This window comes from Thermosulfurimonas dismutans, from assembly GCF_001652585.1.
GTDB classification, from domain to species: domain Bacteria; phylum Desulfobacterota; class Thermodesulfobacteria; order Thermodesulfobacteriales; family Thermodesulfobacteriaceae; genus Thermosulfurimonas; species Thermosulfurimonas dismutans.
Genome location: NZ_LWLG01000006.1, coordinates 78,747 through 94,683, shown reverse-complemented (window position 1 = coordinate 94,683; position 15,937 = coordinate 78,747). Strand labels below are relative to the sequence as shown.

Here is a 15,937-nt window from a genome sequence, read left to right as displayed (position 1 = left end):
GGGCTATTTTGGCCGATATCCGGGCCGGCCGAGTTGTCCAGGGAGGAAGTACCATTACCCAACAGGTGGCCCGTTCTCTCCTCCTATCCCGTGAAAGGACGATTTCCCGTAAAATTCGGGAGGCTATCCTAGCCTGGCAGATCGACAAGGCCCTTTCCAAAGACGAGATCCTCAATATCTATCTCAACCACATCTATCTTGGGGCCGGGGCCTACGGGGTGGAATCTGCGGCCAGGACCTATTTTGGGAAACACGTCTGGGAACTGACTCTTCCCGAAGCCGCGCTTATTGCCGGTCTTACTCCAGCCCCCAGTCGGTTTAATCCCCTAAAGAATCCGAAACTGGCTCTCAAACGTCGAAGTTATGTCCTGCGGCGTATGGCTGAGGAGGGTTATATTACCTGGGAAACCGCTCGTCGGGCAGACTCTACCCCTCTAAAGCTCAATCCTGAAGACTTTTCTTCGAATCCTCTGGCAGGCTATTTTCTCCAGGTGGTGCGTAAGCGTCTTGAGCGCATGCTTGGAGAACATAATCTCCTTATCGGTGGCTACCGCATTTATACTTCACTGGATCTTTCCTGGACGGAGAAGGCCTGGCCAAAGGCCTTGAAAAAACTGACCGAGATCCCCAAACGTCATCGTAAGAAGGAGCTCCCGCAATTGGCGGTGGTTTGCCTGGAAAACCAGAGCGGAGCGGTGAGGCTTCTTATCGGAGGCCGGGATTACGAGGAAAGTCAATTTAATCGGGCAGTCTTTGCCCGTCGACAGCCGGGTTCAGCCTTCAAACCCTTCCTTTGGGCTCGGGCTCTAGAAGACGGCCTTCTTTTCCCGGACTCCCTGGTGGTGGACGAACCGGTGGTTTTCCTCGGCGAAGAGCCGGATAGCCTCTGGCGTCCTCGGAACTTCGACCATCGTTATTTTGGAATCATTTCCCTGAGACTGGCCCTGGTGGAATCTCGCAACACGGTAGCAGTCAAGATTGCCCGGGCACTTGGTATTTCAGAAGTGGAGGAGACCGCTCGTATGGTGGGCATCACGGCCACTTTTCCCCGGAACTACTCCGTGGCTTTGGGGACAGCCGGTATCTCTCCCCTTGAGCTTACTCGGGCCTACACCGTCTTTCCAAATGGAGGCAAATTAGTTTTTCCCCACTTTGTAGAGACTATTTATGACCGAGAGGGTAGGGAGATCTATCGCCTGAGTGTCGAACCCAAACAAGTTCTTTCCGAGGAAACGGCTTACGTGCTCACTTTTTTTCTCAAGGAAGTGGTTAGGGAAGGCACCGGGCGATGTGCTAGGGCCTTAGGCATACCGACGGGTGGTAAAACTGGAACCACGGATCGCTATCAGGATGCCTGGTTTATAGGCTTTACCCCCCGATACACCTGCGGGGTCTGGGTAGGGCATGATCGCCCCCGATCTCTAGGAAGACTTGAGACCGGAGGCCGGGCCGCCTGTCCGGTGTGGCTGGCGGTCATGCAGGCTGTCCAGCATCCGGTCGAAGACTTTCAGATACCAGAAGGCATTACTTTTGTACCTTTTAAGGACCACGATCCCCGAGGGAAACCGGAGGAGATCTGGCTCCCCTATCCCGAAAACCGAGCTCCGGAAATAAGAGAAGTGCCTCCTATTAGACCTCGGCCAGGCTCTCCTCTAAGATGGCTTTTCTGGTGGCGCTGATGTCTCGGGGTTTGATCTTGGTGACATCATCCCGGGCCCAGTAGCGTACCCGATAGCGTTTTTCTAACTCTGATAACAGAGCCTTGAACTTATCTTCTTCTAAATCCGTGATACGAATGAAGACCTGACGTCTAGCAAGATCCAGCTCTTCGGGATAGGTTAGAATACTTATGATCCTGGCCCCTTGTTTTACCACCAGGGCCGTGACTTCATCCAACGTGGTGGATTCGTCTATCTCCAGACCAATCTGAATGGGTCCCTGATAGATACCGGTGATATTTACGAAAAGTTTGAAAACGTCGGTCTGGGTTATGATACCCACCACGCGCTTTTCCTCGTCTACCACTGGAAGCCCGGAAATTCGATTCTCAAGCATGAGCACTGCCGCGTATTCTACCGTATCCTCCGGTTTTACATAGATGGGATCCGGGGTCATGATGTCCTTTACTCGAACTTCCGCCAGGAGATAATAGAGTTCGTGAACATCCAGAGAGGTAGCCTTGGAAGGGGTTGCTTCTTTAATGTCCCTATCGCTTACAATACCCACCAGTTTCCCTTGCCTTACCACCGGGATTCGTCGGATGTTGTGCTCTTTCATAATCTGAGACGCCTTCATGATAGAGGCGTTTTCATCAAGGACTATGACTTCTTCGCTCATCCAGTCTTTCACCAGCATTTCTGGCCTCCAAATATAGAATTTCTCATTTTCATTATGCCGGGGAAGCCTCTCTTTGACAAGCTCGGGATAGGGGATATAGTTTGGTAAGTTCCTCGGGAGGGGAGGCATGGAGATCCTTACCGTAAAAAGCACTAGCAGGGCCCAACTTATAGACATTACCGATGAGGTTGCCCGGCGGGTAAAGGGGATAAAAAGTGGGGTTTGTTTCCTTTATGTGCCTCACACCACGGCCGGTATCATTATCAACGAGGGAGCAGATCCGGCGGTGGCTGAGGATATCCTCGATATTTACAAGCGTCTGGCCCCCTATGAACATCCCTATCGTCATCTGGAAGGCAATTCACCGGCGCACGTGAAGGCTAGTCTTACCGGGCCCTGTATGTCGGTCCTTATCGAGGACGGAAGACTTGTTCTTGGCACCTGGCAAAGAATTTTCTTTGCGGAATACGATGGCCCCCGTACCCGTAAGGTCTATCTCAAAGTTCTGGAGGGTTAACTTATGAGTGTAAACAAAGTGATCCTTATCGGGCGACTCGGTGCGGATCCTGAGATCCGCTATACCGCCGACGGCCAGCCGGTAGCCACTTTTCGTATTGCCACCAATGAGGTTTGGGTGAAAAACGGGGAACGGCAGGAACATACCGAGTGGCATCGTATCGTAGCCTTCGGGCGCCTGGCCGAAATCTGCGGGGAGTATCTCTCCAAGGGACGTCAGGTTTATATTGAAGGTCGGATACGTACCCGCTCTTTTGAGGATCGTGACGGCAACCGACGCTATGTTACCGAAATCGTGGCCAACGATATGCGTATGCTTGACGGTCGCCGGGACACTATGGAGAGCGGCCCTTCGGATTCGTTTGGCTCTCCTAGAGAAGAATCTTTACCTGAACCTCCGCCAGACGAGGATCTCCCCTTTTAATGCCATTTTTTAGGGATTTCCGTGGCCTCCTCAGCCCCACTGAGCTCCTCAAAGGTAGGCGAGGAGCCCGGCTCTTCCTGATCCAGATTGAAGATCCGGCGTACGGTCACAATGGCTTCACGCCCTTCTCGGTGATAGCCAGACTTTAGGTAGGAAATGGGATCGTGAAGAAGCTTTTGGATTAAGGATTCCGTCAAAGTCTCGATGGCTTCTTTCTCTTCCGGTGAAAGGTCCAGACGGCCGAGGGTCTTTTCAAGCTCCCGTCTTCGGATGGCTTCGGCCTTCTCCCGCAGGGCCTTGATGGTAGGATAGACCGCAAGTTCTCGTAGCCACCTTTCGAATTTGAGGACCTCTTCCTCCACGATCTTCTCGGCTCGCAGGGCTTCCTGCTTTCGCCGACCTAGGTTTTCCTCTACCACCTGTTTGAGATCGTCGATGTCAAAGACGTAGATGTTTTCGAGCTCGTTGACTGCGGGTTCTACATCTCGGGGCACGGCGATATCTATGAAAAAGAGCGGCCGCAGTCGCCTTTTGCGCAAAAGGGGTTTCACCATATCTCGGGTGATCACATAACCCGGGGCTCCGGTGGAAGTGATTACAATGTCGGTTTCAAGGAGACATTCCGGAAGTTCCTCAAGGCCATAAGCCTTTCCGCGAAAACGTTCGGCAAGCTCAATGGCCCGGGAAAGGGTACGGTTAGCCACCAGCATCCGGGAGACCCCCGCAGAGATAAGGTGCTGAGCCGCAAGCTCGGCCATTTCGCCCGCTCCCACCAAGAGCGCCGTACGCCCTTTGAGGGAACCGAAGATCTTTTTGGCCAGTTCCACCGCCGCATAGCTTACCGAGACCGCATGGGACCCGATGCCGGTCTCGGTACGCACCCGTTTGGCTACCGAAAAGGTCTTGTGTAGAAGCCGATTCAAAATGGGGCCCGTGGTGCGGTATTCCACTGCTTCCCGATAGGCTTCTTTTACCTGGCCTAGGATCTGAGGTTCTCCCAGAACCAGAGAATCTAGTCCTGAAGCTACCCGGAAAAGATGCCTTACCGCATCTCGGTTCTCGTAGAAGTAAAGGTGATCCTCAAACCGGGCTACCTCCAGCCCGGTGGTCCTGACGAGGATCTCTTTCAGGCTCTTTAGGGTTTGGTCCGAAGTCTTTGAAACTAAAATAAACTCTACCCGGTTGCAGGTTGAAAGAAACAGTACCTCTTCAGCTTCGGGGAGTTCCCGTTTTAGAATGGCTAAAGGATGTTCAGAAACGTTTTTGAGGGCGAAACACTCCCGGACCTCCACCGGAGCCGTCCGGTGATTGAGGCCAAGAATGAGTATTTTCTCCTTAGGACCATTTTCCATAGCTGTGAAGCCCCGGTAAAAAAAGATTTACCACAAAAAAGCTGATTATCCAGACAAAAAATCCCAAAAGGGCCATCATGGCGGCCCTTCTTCCCCGCCAGCCTACGATGAGACGCTCGTGAAGCAGGGCCGCGTAAATGAACCAGAGGATGAGGGACCAGGTCTCCTTGGGGTCCCAGCTCCAATAGGTTCCCCAGGCCTTTTCCGCCCAGAGGGCTCCGGTGATGATCCCTAGAGTAAGAAGAGGGAAACCGTATTTCAGAGAGAGCTCGTTTATACGGTCGAGAGACTCAAGCGGAGGCAGGCGTCTGAAGATGCCTCCCAGATGTTTGTGTTTGACCTGCCTTTCTTGGAGAAGGTACATGAAGCCTGCTACCGCAGCCGTGAGGAAAAAGGCGTAGGAAAAAAGGGAGATGATTGCGTGTATCGGGAGCCATAGACTTTGGAGTACCGGGGGCAAAGGTGTGATCTCCGAAGGAGATATGGCTGAAGCTATCATGAGAAGAAGCACTAAAGGGAGAAGAAAAGTCCCCAGAGTATAGACTTTGGGACCGCGATAGACGAAAAAGAAATAGACCCCTACCACCGCCCAGGCCAGAAAAGAACTGCTTTCGTGAAAAGAGGCTACCGGAGGGGCTTTCAAGATCTTTAACCGGAGAACAATGTTCAGGGTGTGACAGAAAAATCCTCCTAGAAGGACGAGCCTGGCCCCTTTCAAGGCTTCAGGTTTTAGAGAATAGAAATAAATAAAGAAACCCACTGTTGAAATTAGATAAAGGATGAAGGCCAGTTTAAAGAAGAATTCCTCGATCATACTCGTTTATTACCATACCAAGGCCTAGAGCACCAGCCGACGTTCCTTTTTGATGCGGTGATCCAGATAGTAGAGGATGGGGACTACCATCCGGGAGAAGAGGGTGGAGGCGACCTCACCGGACATGAGCGACAAGGCCAGGCCGTTGAAGATAGGGTCGAAGAGGATGACGAAGCTTCCCACCACCACCGCCGCGGCCGTAAGGAGCATGGGGCGGAAACGAATGGCTCCGGCGTCGATCACGGCTTCCTCTAGGCTGTAGCCCTCTTTAAGGCGAAGTTCAATGAAGTCCGCAAGAATGATGGAATTCCGCACTACAATACCAGCCCCGGCAATGAAACCGATCATGGAGGTGGCCGTAAAGAAGGCCCCCATGAGGGCATGGGCCGGAAGGATACCAATCAAGGAAAGGGGAATAGGGGCCAAGATCACCAGCGGTACGGTGTAGGATTTAAACCAGGCCACTACCAGGAGATAGATGAGGATCAGACAGGCCCCGAAAGCCAGCCCCAGATCCCGGAAAACTTCATAGGTTACATGCCACTCCCCGTCCCATTTTATGGCCCACTCCCTCTCTGAGAAGGGAAGGCGGGTATAGTAAATTTTGATGGGGCCTCCGTCCGGGGCTTTGAGATCTTTCAGAGCCTGGTTGATCTTGAATATACCGTAAACCGGAGCCTCTTCTTTTCCGGCGAGATCTCCCACCACATAGACCACTCGGTGGAGGTTCTTGTGGTAAATGGGATGGGGCACCACCGTCTTCTCCCAACGGGCTATCTCTGAGACTGAGACCAGTTCTCCGGAAAAGCTCCTGACCTTAAGTTCAGAGAGGTCTGGTAAAGCTGACCTTTCAGCTTGAGGGAAACGGAGCTTGAGAAAGACATCTTCTTTGGCTTTGGGATCATGGAAGAGGCCCAGGATCTTTCCTGGGAGAGCTATTTCCATAGCCGAAAGTACCCTTTCCGGTGTAATTCCGGAGAGGGCCGCTTTCTTACGGTCTATGACCAGACGCCATTCGATTTGCGGTTCGGTCATGTACCAGTCCACATCCACTACACCGGGGGTGTTCTCAAAGATCTCTCGTATCTTTCGGGCCAGCTCGATCTGTTTTTTGTAATCCGGCCCGTAGACCTCGGCCACGAGCGACTGAAGCACGGGAGGCCCAGGGGGTATTTCGGCCACCGTAATCCTGGCCCCGTATCTGCGGGCTACCTCTACCACCAGAGGCCTTACCCTTTTGGCGATGTCGTGGCTCTGGAGTTTTCTTTCATGTTTGGGGATCAAGTTTACCTGAATGTCGGCTACGTGATCTCCCTGCCGGAGATAGTAATGTCGGATAAGCCCGTTGAAATTGAAGGGGGCCGCCGTACCAATGTAGAGTTCCATATCCGTGATATAGGGTTCCTCCATTAACGCACGGGCCACCTCCTCGGCCACCCTGGCCGTAGTTTCAAGGGTGGTCCCCTCCGGCATATCGATGAGCACCTGAAATTCGCTCTTATTGTCAAAGGGTAACATTTTCACATAGACCAGTTTGAAATAAATAAGGGAGCAAGAGAGGAAAAAGAGCCCTCCCACCATGAAGAGAAAGGTCCAGCGCCAGCGAGGACTGCGTATAAGGTGCCCCATCAGCCAACGATAGTAGCGGGTGAGGAGGGTCTCGCGGTGTTCGTGTTTAATGTTCCGGGGAAGGAGGTGGTAGGCTGTCCAAGGGGTGATCACAAAGGCCACCACCATAGAAAGGAGCATGGCCACCGAAGCGCCTACCGGCATGGGGCGCATATAGGGGCCCATAAGTCCCCGTACGAATCCCATAGGAGCAATAGCCGCAATGACTGTAAAGGTGGCCAGGATAAGGGGGGCCCGGACTTCGTTTACCGCCCGAATGATGACCTCCCGGAAAGGACGCCCAGCATTTTCCGGGAGATGAAGATGGCGGACGATGTTTTCCACGTCCACGATGGGGTCATCTACTAAAATACCGATGCAGAATATTAGGGCAAAAAGGGTGACCCGGTTCAGGGTATAGCCATAGAACCAGTAAACAAAGAGGGTAATGGCCAAGGTTACCGGTACGGCCACCAAGACTACCAGGCTGGCCCGCACCCCTAGGAAGAGGGCTATTAAGACCGCTACCGAAACCGTGGCGATGAGGAGGTGTTCTAGGAGCTCGTTGGTCTTTTCCCGGGCGGTCTCTCCATAGTTGCGGGTGACGGTGATCTTGAGGTCCTCGGGGATGAGATCCCCCTTAAGGGCTTCCACTTTTTGGAGGATCTTTTCGGCCAGGCGAGTGGCGTTCCAACCCTTGCGCTTGGCGACGGCAAGCGTTACCGCAGGATAGAGTTTCCCGAGCTCACCTTCTATCTCTTTAGCTTTGGCCGCCGGCCCGGGTACCATGAAGACATAGTTTTCAGGCTCTTCGGGTCCGTCCACGATCCGGGCAACGTCCCTGAGATAAACCGGCCGGCCGGCTACGGTTTTTATGATCGTGTTTTCCAGATCCCGAATGTCCGAAAAGAAATTGGCAAGGCGAACCTGAAAACTCTGCGAGTTTTGACGGAACTCACCCAGTACTCGGGCCTTGTTTTGGGTATAGATGGCCTGGGCTACGTCTACGGGATCAAGCCCTAGGGCATAAATTCGGTCCGGTTCAAGTTCTATTCGGACCTCGCGCCTCAGCCCCCCTTTGATGAAGGTTTCTGAGATCCCCGGGATGTTGCGGATCTCGTCGTCCACCCGGGCTACGATCTGGCGCAGTCGGAAGGCGTCATAACCCTCTCCCCAAAAGGTGAGGGTCACGATAGGGACGTCGTCAATGGAACGTGGTTTCAGAATGGGATGGGAGCAACCCGGAGGGATCCAGTCCAAATGCTGATAGAGCTTGGTATAGGTCTTGACTAGACTCTCTTCGGTGTCTTCGCCCACATAGAAACGCACTACCGTAAGCGCCCGTCCATTGTAGGCCGTGGAATATACGTATTCCACTCCCGGTATTTCCCAGAGGAGCTTTTCCATAGGAGTGACGACCCGCTTTTCCACCTCTTCTGCTGTGGCTCCCGGCATCTCCACGAAAATGTCGATCATGGGGACTACGATCTGGGGTTCCTCTTCACTGGGAGTGTTCACGATGGCCATTACTCCCAGGCAGAGCATGGCCAGGATGATAAGAGGTGTGAGTTTGGAGTCTACGAAGTATTCCGTTATGCGAGCAATGAAACCGCCGCGATCTACCATTTCCTAAGCTCCCTCGGCTATCCGATCTCCCTCGCGAACGCCCTCCGGAGGCTTGACCACCACTTTTTCCCCAGGATGGAGACCGGAAAGGACTTCTACATAAGCCTTACAATCGGTCTTCAGACAGACCGGCAGAAAGTTTGCACCTTCCTGATAGAAGGTTTTTCCGATGCGAATGACCCGAAAGTGAAGAACGCCACTTTTGTCGGCTACGAAGACGCCGTAGAATCCTCCCCGATTGATTAGGGCCGTTTTCGGTACCAGAATCCTTGAAGTCTTGCCTGTGGGGACAAACACTTGCACATAGTTTCCAGACAATACCTGGTAATTCTTGGGAAGATCGGCCTTGGCGGTGAAGGTCCGGGTCTGGGGATCTACCTCCGGGACCACTTCCGTTATCCAAACCCTTAAGGCCTTACCTTTTGCCGGAAATCGTACGAAGACTTCGAGCCCTGGTTTTATCGTAGAAAATAAAGTTTCCTCAGGATGGAAGACCACCCTCCTTCCCGAAGTGGTGTCCTCGATTTCAAGTAAAGGCTGGCCGGGATTAACGAAACTTCCGGTATCTACCCATTTGCGCAGGACCTGGCCATCGAAGGGAGACCGAATGGTAGTGTAAGGTAGAAGGCTTTCGGCTTCCGAAAGCCTGGCTCGAAGCTCTTTGATGCGAGCCGAAAGGGCTCCCTTTCTGGCCGAGAGGGCCTCGTATTCGGATTTTTTGGCTTCGAACTCTTGAGCCGTGACAGCTTCTTCCTCAAAAAGTTTGCGGTAGCGCTCAAATTCTGCCCGGGCAAAAGCCAGTCGGGCCGAAACCTCCGCAAGATCCTTTTGGGCAGCTAAAATGCCCGCCCTCAAAGCCCTTATTTTATCTCTGATATCTCGATCCTCGATCCTTAGCAGGAGATCGCCTTTTTTGACCCGGTCGCCCTCTTCTACGCGGATTTCTTTCAAGAATCCAGCCACCTTGGAAGAGAGTTTGGCCCGCACCTTAGCCTCCACCGTTCCCGGAAGCTCGCGCAGGAGGGAGATTTCTACCGTGGAAGTCGTATAGAGCTCGGCTTTAATGGTCCGGCCTTTGGGTCTTTCGGTTTCGGATTCCCGATGACCACAGGCCGAGAGAAAGACCACCAGAAAGATCGGAACCAACCATTTGAAAATTTTCATGGTGTGCCTCCTATAGTTCCCGAGACGTAGCGCAGACGGCTAAAGGCCTGCCTCTCACCGTAAAGAGCTTCCAGATGGAGAAGTCGCGCCCGTTTCAGGGCTGTTTCGGCATCTTGGAGTTCCACCAGAAGCGAAAGTCCGGCTTCGTACCGTTTACGTATGATCCTTAAGCCCTCCTCGGCCCGAGCTACGGCCTTCTCTGTGACCATTACTTCTCTCCGGGCCGTAAGGAGACGACTATAGGCTTCCCGTACCTGATGTTCCACCTCTCGCTGGTATTGTCGGAGTTTCTCTTTTTCCGAGAGGAGCCTAGCCCTGGCTTTAGCCAACCGAGCCTTGTCTTGGAAACCTTTGAAGAGATTGAAATTTAGCTCAGCCAAGAAGATGTAAGCTTCGCCATCGGCGCCTCCCCCTAGAGGATCTTCGGAGTTCTTCTCGTAGATACCCTTGAGATTAAGCGAGGGCAGGAACCGATAGCGGGCTTCCTTGAGATCGAGCTCAGAGAGACGCTTTCGGTGTTTTATGATCCTGAGATCCGGTCGATTCTGACGGGCAAGGGTTAACCAGTTTTCGAGTGACTTAATCTCCTTGGGGACTTGAATAGCCTCCTCTGGGATCTCCCACCGAGTGTCGAGCGGAAGCCCTAAGGCCAAGTTCAGGGCTGAGGCCGCCACCTCGAGCTCGTGTCTGGCAGACTCAAGATCCTTTTCCTGCCTGGAGAGGAAGACCTGAGCTTCCAGAAGGTCGGACTTGAGGGCCTGGCCCGCGGCATATCGCCTCTCCACCACTCGAAGGTTCTCCCTGGCAGTCCGTACGGCCTCTTCCAAGACGGCTACTCTTTCCTGAGCCAATCTTAATCTGAGGTAGGCAGACTCGGCCTCGAAAAGGACCCGATGCCGCACCGCCTGAAGATAGTCTTCCGCCTGCGAAAGGGCCACCATGGCCTTGCGATAGCCTATGATTTCCCTGCCTTGATTGAAGATGGGTTGGGTGATTACCAGCTGTGTCTTCCAGTTGGAATAGTCTGTAGGATGGTTCAAACGATCGATTAAAAAGTCCTCCGGTTTAAAATTCTTTTGAGCGAGCTTGTAAGAAAAGACCTGGGGCGGGCTGTCCGTGCGAGCGTAAAGCTCTCGGAGATCGATCTGTGGCAAGAAGGCCCCCTTGGCTTCGCGCACTCCGGCCCTAGCGGCCTCAACCTCGGCCTCAGCCGCCCGGATCAAAGGGTGCCTGCTTAAGGCCAACTCATAAATCTTTGATAAAGTTAAGGTCTCGGCTTTAAGGAAGCCCGGCCAAAAACAAAGCCAGAGTAGCAACCATAAGCCTTTTTTCATCCTTTCCCCCTTCCTCAACTATAAACCCCTTCGCCTATAAAGCAACCCTTAATTGATTTGCGATCTTTACCAATCTCCTTTTTTCTTTTCCTTTCGTCCTGTTTTCCAGGGGATTTTTTTCTTTTTTCCACGAGTGATCTTGCGGTAGGGGAGTTCTGGGAGTTGAGTATCGGGTCGGAATGGGATAATGGGTTCGGGCTCAGGTTCTGCCTTTGGTTTGGGGGCGTAGCGGGCCCGAAATTTTTCGTCTACTTTCGGGCCGCGCAAGGCCTTGGCCGGAAGCCAGGGGGAAAGGTAAAGTTTTTCGATGAACCGAAAGAAGATGCCCCCCTCCTCTCGGGCGATAGTGGTATCCACTTCGATCAAAAGGGCCCCCTTTCTCCGGGCGAGTTTTTTTGCCAGATCCTTGTCTGGGGTCATAATCGCTTGGTCGGGTCGTTGCCAACCCTTCTCGGAGATATGGAGCCAGGCTCTGGGTTTGACTGGAAGGTAGAGTCGAGCGGGAGGGTTTTCGGTATACTCCACCCCAGTAAACTGGACTTGATCTTTAGTCCTTACCAGACCGAGATCTCGACGATACTCAAACCGTTCTCGTGCAAAGACTTCAAAGAGGCTTTCAAGTTCTTTTCGTCTAACCCCTCGGAAGCCGTCGGTTTCGGTGATAGCCAAATGTAAGTCTTTGATCTTTACAAAACCCTCATTATCGGGTATGAGACCGAACTCATCGGGTCGGTAGACCAGCATATAATGGACTAACTTGATAAGCCTTTTTGTATCCGCCATTTTGACTTTTTTATTTTGATGTTTAACATTAAAGGAGGACTTGTCAAAGGGGTTTTTGTTTGTTAAAAACTATAAGTTCAAACTTTTGGTGAAGGGTGGGTGAAGTCTAATGAGTACCAAGAAGGAGCTTGAAAAGAAGCTTCTGGAGATGGGCAAGAATGGAGCTATTACTTACGAAGCCTTGAACGAGATTTTACCTGAGAATTACGACGATCCCGATAAAATTGAAGAAATTTTTGATTTTCTTTCCAAGAACAATATTGAAATCCTAGACGAGAAGCAACTCTACGAAAAAGAAGATTGGATAGAAAAAGAGGCTCAGAAGAAGATTCAGGAGCTTTCTACCCTTTCGGAAAGTGAGCTTGAGGCAGGCGAGGAAGAAGAGCCCTCCGAATCCGAAGAGGTGACCAGCCTTTATCTCAAGGAGATGGGCAAATACCCTCTTCTTACCCCGGAGCGGGAAGCCGAGCTCTCCAAAATTATTAGAGGTGGGTTTTATGCCATTATAGAGGCGGTGGAAAAACATCCTTCCCAAGTCCCCGAAATGGAGGCCCTAAGGGCTGAAATTGCCCTCTGGAGAAAGCGAGATCCGGGTCTCAAGCCTAAGAAGAGTCTCCTGAACTTTCTGGTCAACTCCATTGAGGAGATGAAAGAGAGGTATCCTGGAGATGAGAGCCTCCAGAAACTCTATGAGGAGGTTAAAGTCCGGGTCTCCGAGATTGAGGCCGCCAAGGACGAGATGGTGCGGGCCAATCTGCGTTTGGTGGTTTCCATCGCCAAGCGCTATATCGGCCAAGGGTTGCCTCTCGCAGATCTTATCCAGGAAGGTAATCTGGGTCTCATGCGGGCGGTCTTCCGATTCGATTATCGAAAGGGCAATAAGTTTAGTACCTACGCTTCTTGGTGGATACGGCAGGCTATTACCCGGGCCATCTTGGACAAGACCCGCACCATACGCCTTCCAGTCCACTTTCTGGAGCTCCGCAGTCAGTTCTTTAAGGCCTTTTACGAGTTGGTAAAGGAGCTGGGTCGGGAACCTACCCCGGCCGAGCTTTCGGAACGTACGGGTCTTCCTCGGGAAAAGATTCTGGCCATCTTCGAGGCCTCACGGGAGCCGGTTTCCCTTGAGCTTCCCATCGGAGACGAGGATAGCACCCTGGGGGACTTCATAGAGAACAAGGACAGTCCTTCTCCTTACGAGGAGGTAAAGGACCGGGATCTTTCGGAGAAGATCCGAAGTCTCCTTTCTACCCTTTCTCCCCGAGAGGAGAAAATTATCCGGCTGCGTTTCGGTATCGGGGAAGAGGGCGAATATACCTTGGAGGAAATCGGCAAGCGTTTTGGGGTCTCCAGAGAGCGGATTCGGCAGATTGAAAAAAAGGCCTTAGCCCGTCTGCGCCAGATGACCCAGAAGGAGAACATCAAGTATAAGGATTAATCTTTCAAGGCTTCTGAAAGTACCTGTAAGATTTCTCGTGGATGATGATAAATATCTTTTGTGGCCGCAATATCTCCGAGGTCCTTTCCCTTAACCTTTAGACCTTTGAGTCTTTGTCCAATCTCGGTTCCGGCAACCGGAAAGTGAAGACCTTTTAGGCGGGCCAAGACCTCCGCCGGCCAGCCCACTCCGAGTAGTCGGGCCCCCTCTTCTACCAGACTCGAGAAAAAGATGAGGGCGTCCCGACCCTCTTTGATCTCTCGGTAAGCCAATTTGGCAAGACCTCCGGCGGTATGGGCTTTGGGGGTCTTTTCTCGAAGTTCGCCTTCCAGCTTCATCATAACGAGTTCGGGATCAGCCCTCAGGATGTTTCTAACCGTCTGGCGGGTAAGCCCCAGGAAAGCCGCGATCTCATCTTCGGTTTTGAGGCCTTCTTCCGCAAGGATTACAGCGTAAGAAGCTTCCATCAGGCTAGTGACCCAGGTTAGATTGCGTAGTTCGATGAGTTTCCTAGGACCTCCTAGCAACTCCAGGGCCTTTAGAAAGACTCTTAAGGCTCTGGCATCTAGATCTCTTTCCTGAATTTCTGACTCTCCAATAATTATCGGCATAGTCCTTACCTCCCCCTTTTTCTAAAAAGATAAAGCCAAAAATTTGACGATCCAGGCTTTGCGTCCAAAAAACATGTTTTATAATGGAGACATGCTTCCTTATCCCCGTATAGATCCTGAAATCTTTAGGGTTGGTCCTTTGGCCGTTCGCTGGTACGGACTGATGTATCTTTTAGGGTTCCTGGCGGCCTATTTTTTGGCCCGTTATCAACTCCGAGAAAGAGGGCTTAAGAAGCTCTATCCTGTGCTCGAAAACGTCCTTTTTTGGGGAGGAGTGGGCCTCATTGTCGGGGCCAGATTGGGCCATGTCCTTTTGTATTATCCTGGTTATTACCTCAAGAATCCGCTTGAGATCTTTGCCGTCTGGCACGGAGGGATGTCCTTTCACGGAGGGCTTATCGGAGCGGTGGTAGCGGGCTGGCTTTATGCCCGTCGACATCGGCTTTCCTTCTTCTGGTGGGCGGATCTTCTGGTGGTCACGGTCCCCATAGGTCTTGGTCTCGGCCGCTTAGGAAACTTTATAAACGGAGAGCTTTTCGGCAGACCTACGGATGTTCCCTGGGCCATGATCTTTCCGGCCGGTGGCCCGGTGCCGCGACATCCTTCACAGCTTTACGAAGCTCTGGGGGAAGGCCTGGTGCTCTTCCTTGTGCTTTGGTCCGTAAGGCGTAAACCTTGGGCTTCGGGGACAAAACTGGCTCTTTTTATGGTGCTTTATGGTTTGATCCGTTTCTTCATCGAATTTTTCCGAGAACCAGACCTAGGGGTGTCTTTACTGTTTGGCTGGATGACCCGTGGACAGGTCTTCTGTGTCCTGATGGTCGTTTTGGGGGGGCTTCTGTTTTGGATTCGCCGAGGTCGAAAGGAAGGTCCCTACCTTTCGGGCTAAGATCTGCATATCTTTAAAATACTCTATATAGGTCTTGCGGTCTCGATGGGCAATGATTTCGGAAAGTTCTTTGGAGAGTTGCCAGAAAAGCTTTCGAGTTTCGTCTCCTAAAGGGTTGTCAAACTGGATGGCGGCATAGAGTTCGGGGTCCTGAGGAGCCAGCCGAGAGAAGATTTCTAGCTGTCTTTTGAAGCTAGGGGTGGAAAGGGCCACCAGTTTTTCGAGAGAAAGCCTGCTTTTTTCAATGGTCCTTCCGAGTACCAGGAGCCAAAAATGGTTCAGGACTTGGACCAAGCTCATGATACGGTCGTGTTCTTCAGGAGATACGGTAACCGTACGGGCGCCCTTTTCTTCTAGGAAGTCCTTAAACCATTGGTACCAGGTTTGCCCCCGGGCCGGACAAAGGGCTACGGTTTGTCCTTGAAGACCTTTTTCGTATGGGCCGAAAAGAGGGTGAGCCCCTACCACTTCAGAGGTACTGTGCTCTAACATGAGTTTTACTTCTCGGGCCTTTAAGGAACAAAGGTCTATGAGGCCGGCGTTTTTAGGAAGATGAGGCCCTATTTCCCGAATGACCTTCGGGAAGACCGGCATGGGCACGGAAACAATTACCACTTCGCATCTTTCCGCAAGATCACGGTTGGTCAAAGGGGTATTGAGATCGGAGACCAGAACGGTGTATCCCGCTTCCTCAAAAACTCGGCGGAACCAGGCCCCCATTCTACCCAGCCCGCCGACAATACCAATGAGGGAAGGTTTCATTTAGCGACCGTTTCCGTGCAGGAAAGCCTGAGCTCCCGACAGGCCATGGAAGTGGTGAGGGGATACCACTTACGCCCTCGGGGGCCAAGGAAATACCATTTGCCATTTTCAAACTTTACGGCCCTAGCACCGTGGTACTCTTTTAGGAGTTGAATCTCTTTAAGATTCAATTCGGCGACAGGGGTCTCCATAACCTTGGCCTTACCGGTGAGCTCTCCCCCAAGTATGAGAAGGGCCATAAGCAGGCTCCCTCCCAAGAGACACCATAACCAACCTTTT

15 protein-coding genes are annotated in these 15,937 nt (G+C 52.2%); 5 read left to right on the top strand and 10 right to left on the bottom strand.

Translation table 11 applies throughout. The features are described from left to right. Window positions 1-1,679 (top strand): penicillin-binding protein 1A (locus TDIS_RS05660; RefSeq protein ID WP_153303781.1); only part of this gene is annotated, 1,679 nt, incomplete at its 5' end. Here the strand turns inward: TDIS_RS05660 and TDIS_RS05655 are convergent. Then, window positions 1,630-2,355 carry a CBS domain-containing protein gene (locus TDIS_RS05655; RefSeq protein WP_068670229.1) on the bottom strand — a complete coding sequence of 242 codons (726 nt, stop codon included), beginning with the start codon at window positions 2,353-2,355 and terminating at the stop codon, window positions 1,630-1,632. The genes TDIS_RS05660 and TDIS_RS05655 overlap by 50 nt on opposite strands. 109 nt (window positions 2,356-2,464) lie before the next feature. Between TDIS_RS05655 and TDIS_RS05650 the strand changes: the two genes are divergently transcribed. Together TDIS_RS05650 and TDIS_RS05645 are read left to right on the top strand one after the other, a co-directional pair. Then, window positions 2,465-2,854 carry a secondary thiamine-phosphate synthase enzyme YjbQ gene (locus TDIS_RS05650; RefSeq protein WP_068670216.1) on the top strand — a complete coding sequence of 130 codons (390 nt, stop codon included), beginning with the start codon at window positions 2,465-2,467 and terminating at the stop codon, window positions 2,852-2,854. Window positions 2,855-2,857: 3 nt separating this feature from the next. Further along, window positions 2,858-3,277, top strand: coding sequence for a single-stranded DNA-binding protein (locus TDIS_RS05645; protein ID WP_068670215.1), 420 nt, complete (start codon window positions 2,858-2,860; stop codon window positions 3,275-3,277). Here TDIS_RS05645 and hemA read toward each other — a convergent pair. The 6 genes from hemA to TDIS_RS05615 all read right to left on the bottom strand — a co-directional run bounded on the left by hemA (window position 3,274) and on the right by TDIS_RS05615 (window position 11,958). After that, entirely contained in the window at window positions 3,274-4,629 is a 1,356-nt protein-coding gene (gene hemA, locus TDIS_RS05640) for a glutamyl-tRNA reductase (RefSeq protein ID WP_068670213.1), read from the bottom strand. The genes TDIS_RS05645 and hemA overlap by 4 nt on opposite strands. Continuing rightward, the gene (ccsB, locus tag TDIS_RS05635; protein WP_068670209.1) at window positions 4,613-5,443 is read right to left on the bottom strand and encodes a c-type cytochrome biogenesis protein CcsB; all 831 of its coding nucleotides are present in this window, start codon (window positions 5,441-5,443) and stop codon (window positions 4,613-4,615) included. Before ccsB ends, hemA begins: the two co-directional genes overlap by 17 nt. Window positions 5,444-5,467: 24 nt before the next feature. Then, entirely contained in the window at window positions 5,468-8,677 is a 3,210-nt protein-coding gene (locus tag TDIS_RS05630) for an efflux RND transporter permease subunit (RefSeq protein ID WP_068670208.1), read from the bottom strand. 3 nt (window positions 8,678-8,680) lie between these two features. Beyond that, window positions 8,681-9,841 carry an efflux RND transporter periplasmic adaptor subunit gene (locus TDIS_RS05625; RefSeq protein ID WP_068670207.1) on the bottom strand — a complete coding sequence of 387 codons (1,161 nt, stop codon included), beginning with the start codon at window positions 9,839-9,841 and terminating at the stop codon, window positions 8,681-8,683. Beyond that, window positions 9,838-11,175 carry a TolC family protein gene (locus TDIS_RS05620; RefSeq protein ID WP_068670206.1) on the bottom strand — a complete coding sequence of 446 codons (1,338 nt, stop codon included), beginning with the start codon at window positions 11,173-11,175 and terminating at the stop codon, window positions 9,838-9,840. The genes TDIS_RS05625 and TDIS_RS05620 overlap by 4 nt, the downstream gene beginning before the upstream one ends. 66 nt (window positions 11,176-11,241) lie before the next feature. Continuing rightward, the gene (locus TDIS_RS05615; RefSeq protein ID WP_068670205.1) at window positions 11,242-11,958 is read right to left on the bottom strand and encodes an RNA 2'-phosphotransferase family protein; all 717 of its coding nucleotides are present in this window, start codon (window positions 11,956-11,958) and stop codon (window positions 11,242-11,244) included. A gap of 109 nt (window positions 11,959-12,067) precedes the next feature. Here TDIS_RS05615 and TDIS_RS05610 point away from each other — a divergent pair, with 109 nt between their 5' ends. Further along, the gene (locus TDIS_RS05610) at window positions 12,068-13,396 is read left to right on the top strand and encodes a sigma-70 family RNA polymerase sigma factor (RefSeq protein WP_068670204.1); all 1,329 of its coding nucleotides are present in this window, start codon (window positions 12,068-12,070) and stop codon (window positions 13,394-13,396) included. Here TDIS_RS05610 and TDIS_RS05605 read toward each other — a convergent pair. Continuing rightward, on the bottom strand, window positions 13,393-14,007 hold the full coding sequence (locus tag TDIS_RS05605; RefSeq protein WP_068670203.1) for a bacterio-opsin activator: 615 nt from the start codon (window positions 14,005-14,007) through the stop codon (window positions 13,393-13,395). The genes TDIS_RS05610 and TDIS_RS05605 overlap by 4 nt on opposite strands. 91 nt (window positions 14,008-14,098) lie before the next feature. On the opposite strand from TDIS_RS05605, the gene lgt reads away from it, so the two are divergent. After that, entirely contained in the window at window positions 14,099-14,896 is a 798-nt protein-coding gene (lgt, locus tag TDIS_RS10840; protein WP_084270982.1) for a prolipoprotein diacylglyceryl transferase, read from the top strand. Here lgt and TDIS_RS05595 read toward each other — a convergent pair. Together TDIS_RS05595 and TDIS_RS05590 are read right to left on the bottom strand one after the other, a co-directional pair. Next, window positions 14,780-15,658 carry a prephenate dehydrogenase/arogenate dehydrogenase family protein gene (locus TDIS_RS05595; protein WP_068670191.1) on the bottom strand — a complete coding sequence of 293 codons (879 nt, stop codon included), beginning with the start codon at window positions 15,656-15,658 and terminating at the stop codon, window positions 14,780-14,782. The two genes, lgt and TDIS_RS05595, sit on opposite strands and share 117 nt — an antisense overlap. Beyond that, a complete protein-coding gene (locus tag TDIS_RS05590) occupies window positions 15,655-15,897 on the bottom strand; it encodes a hypothetical protein (RefSeq protein WP_153303780.1) in 243 nt (80 codons plus the stop codon). Before TDIS_RS05590 ends, TDIS_RS05595 begins: the two co-directional genes overlap by 4 nt. Window positions 15,898-15,937 lie beyond the last annotated feature (40 nt).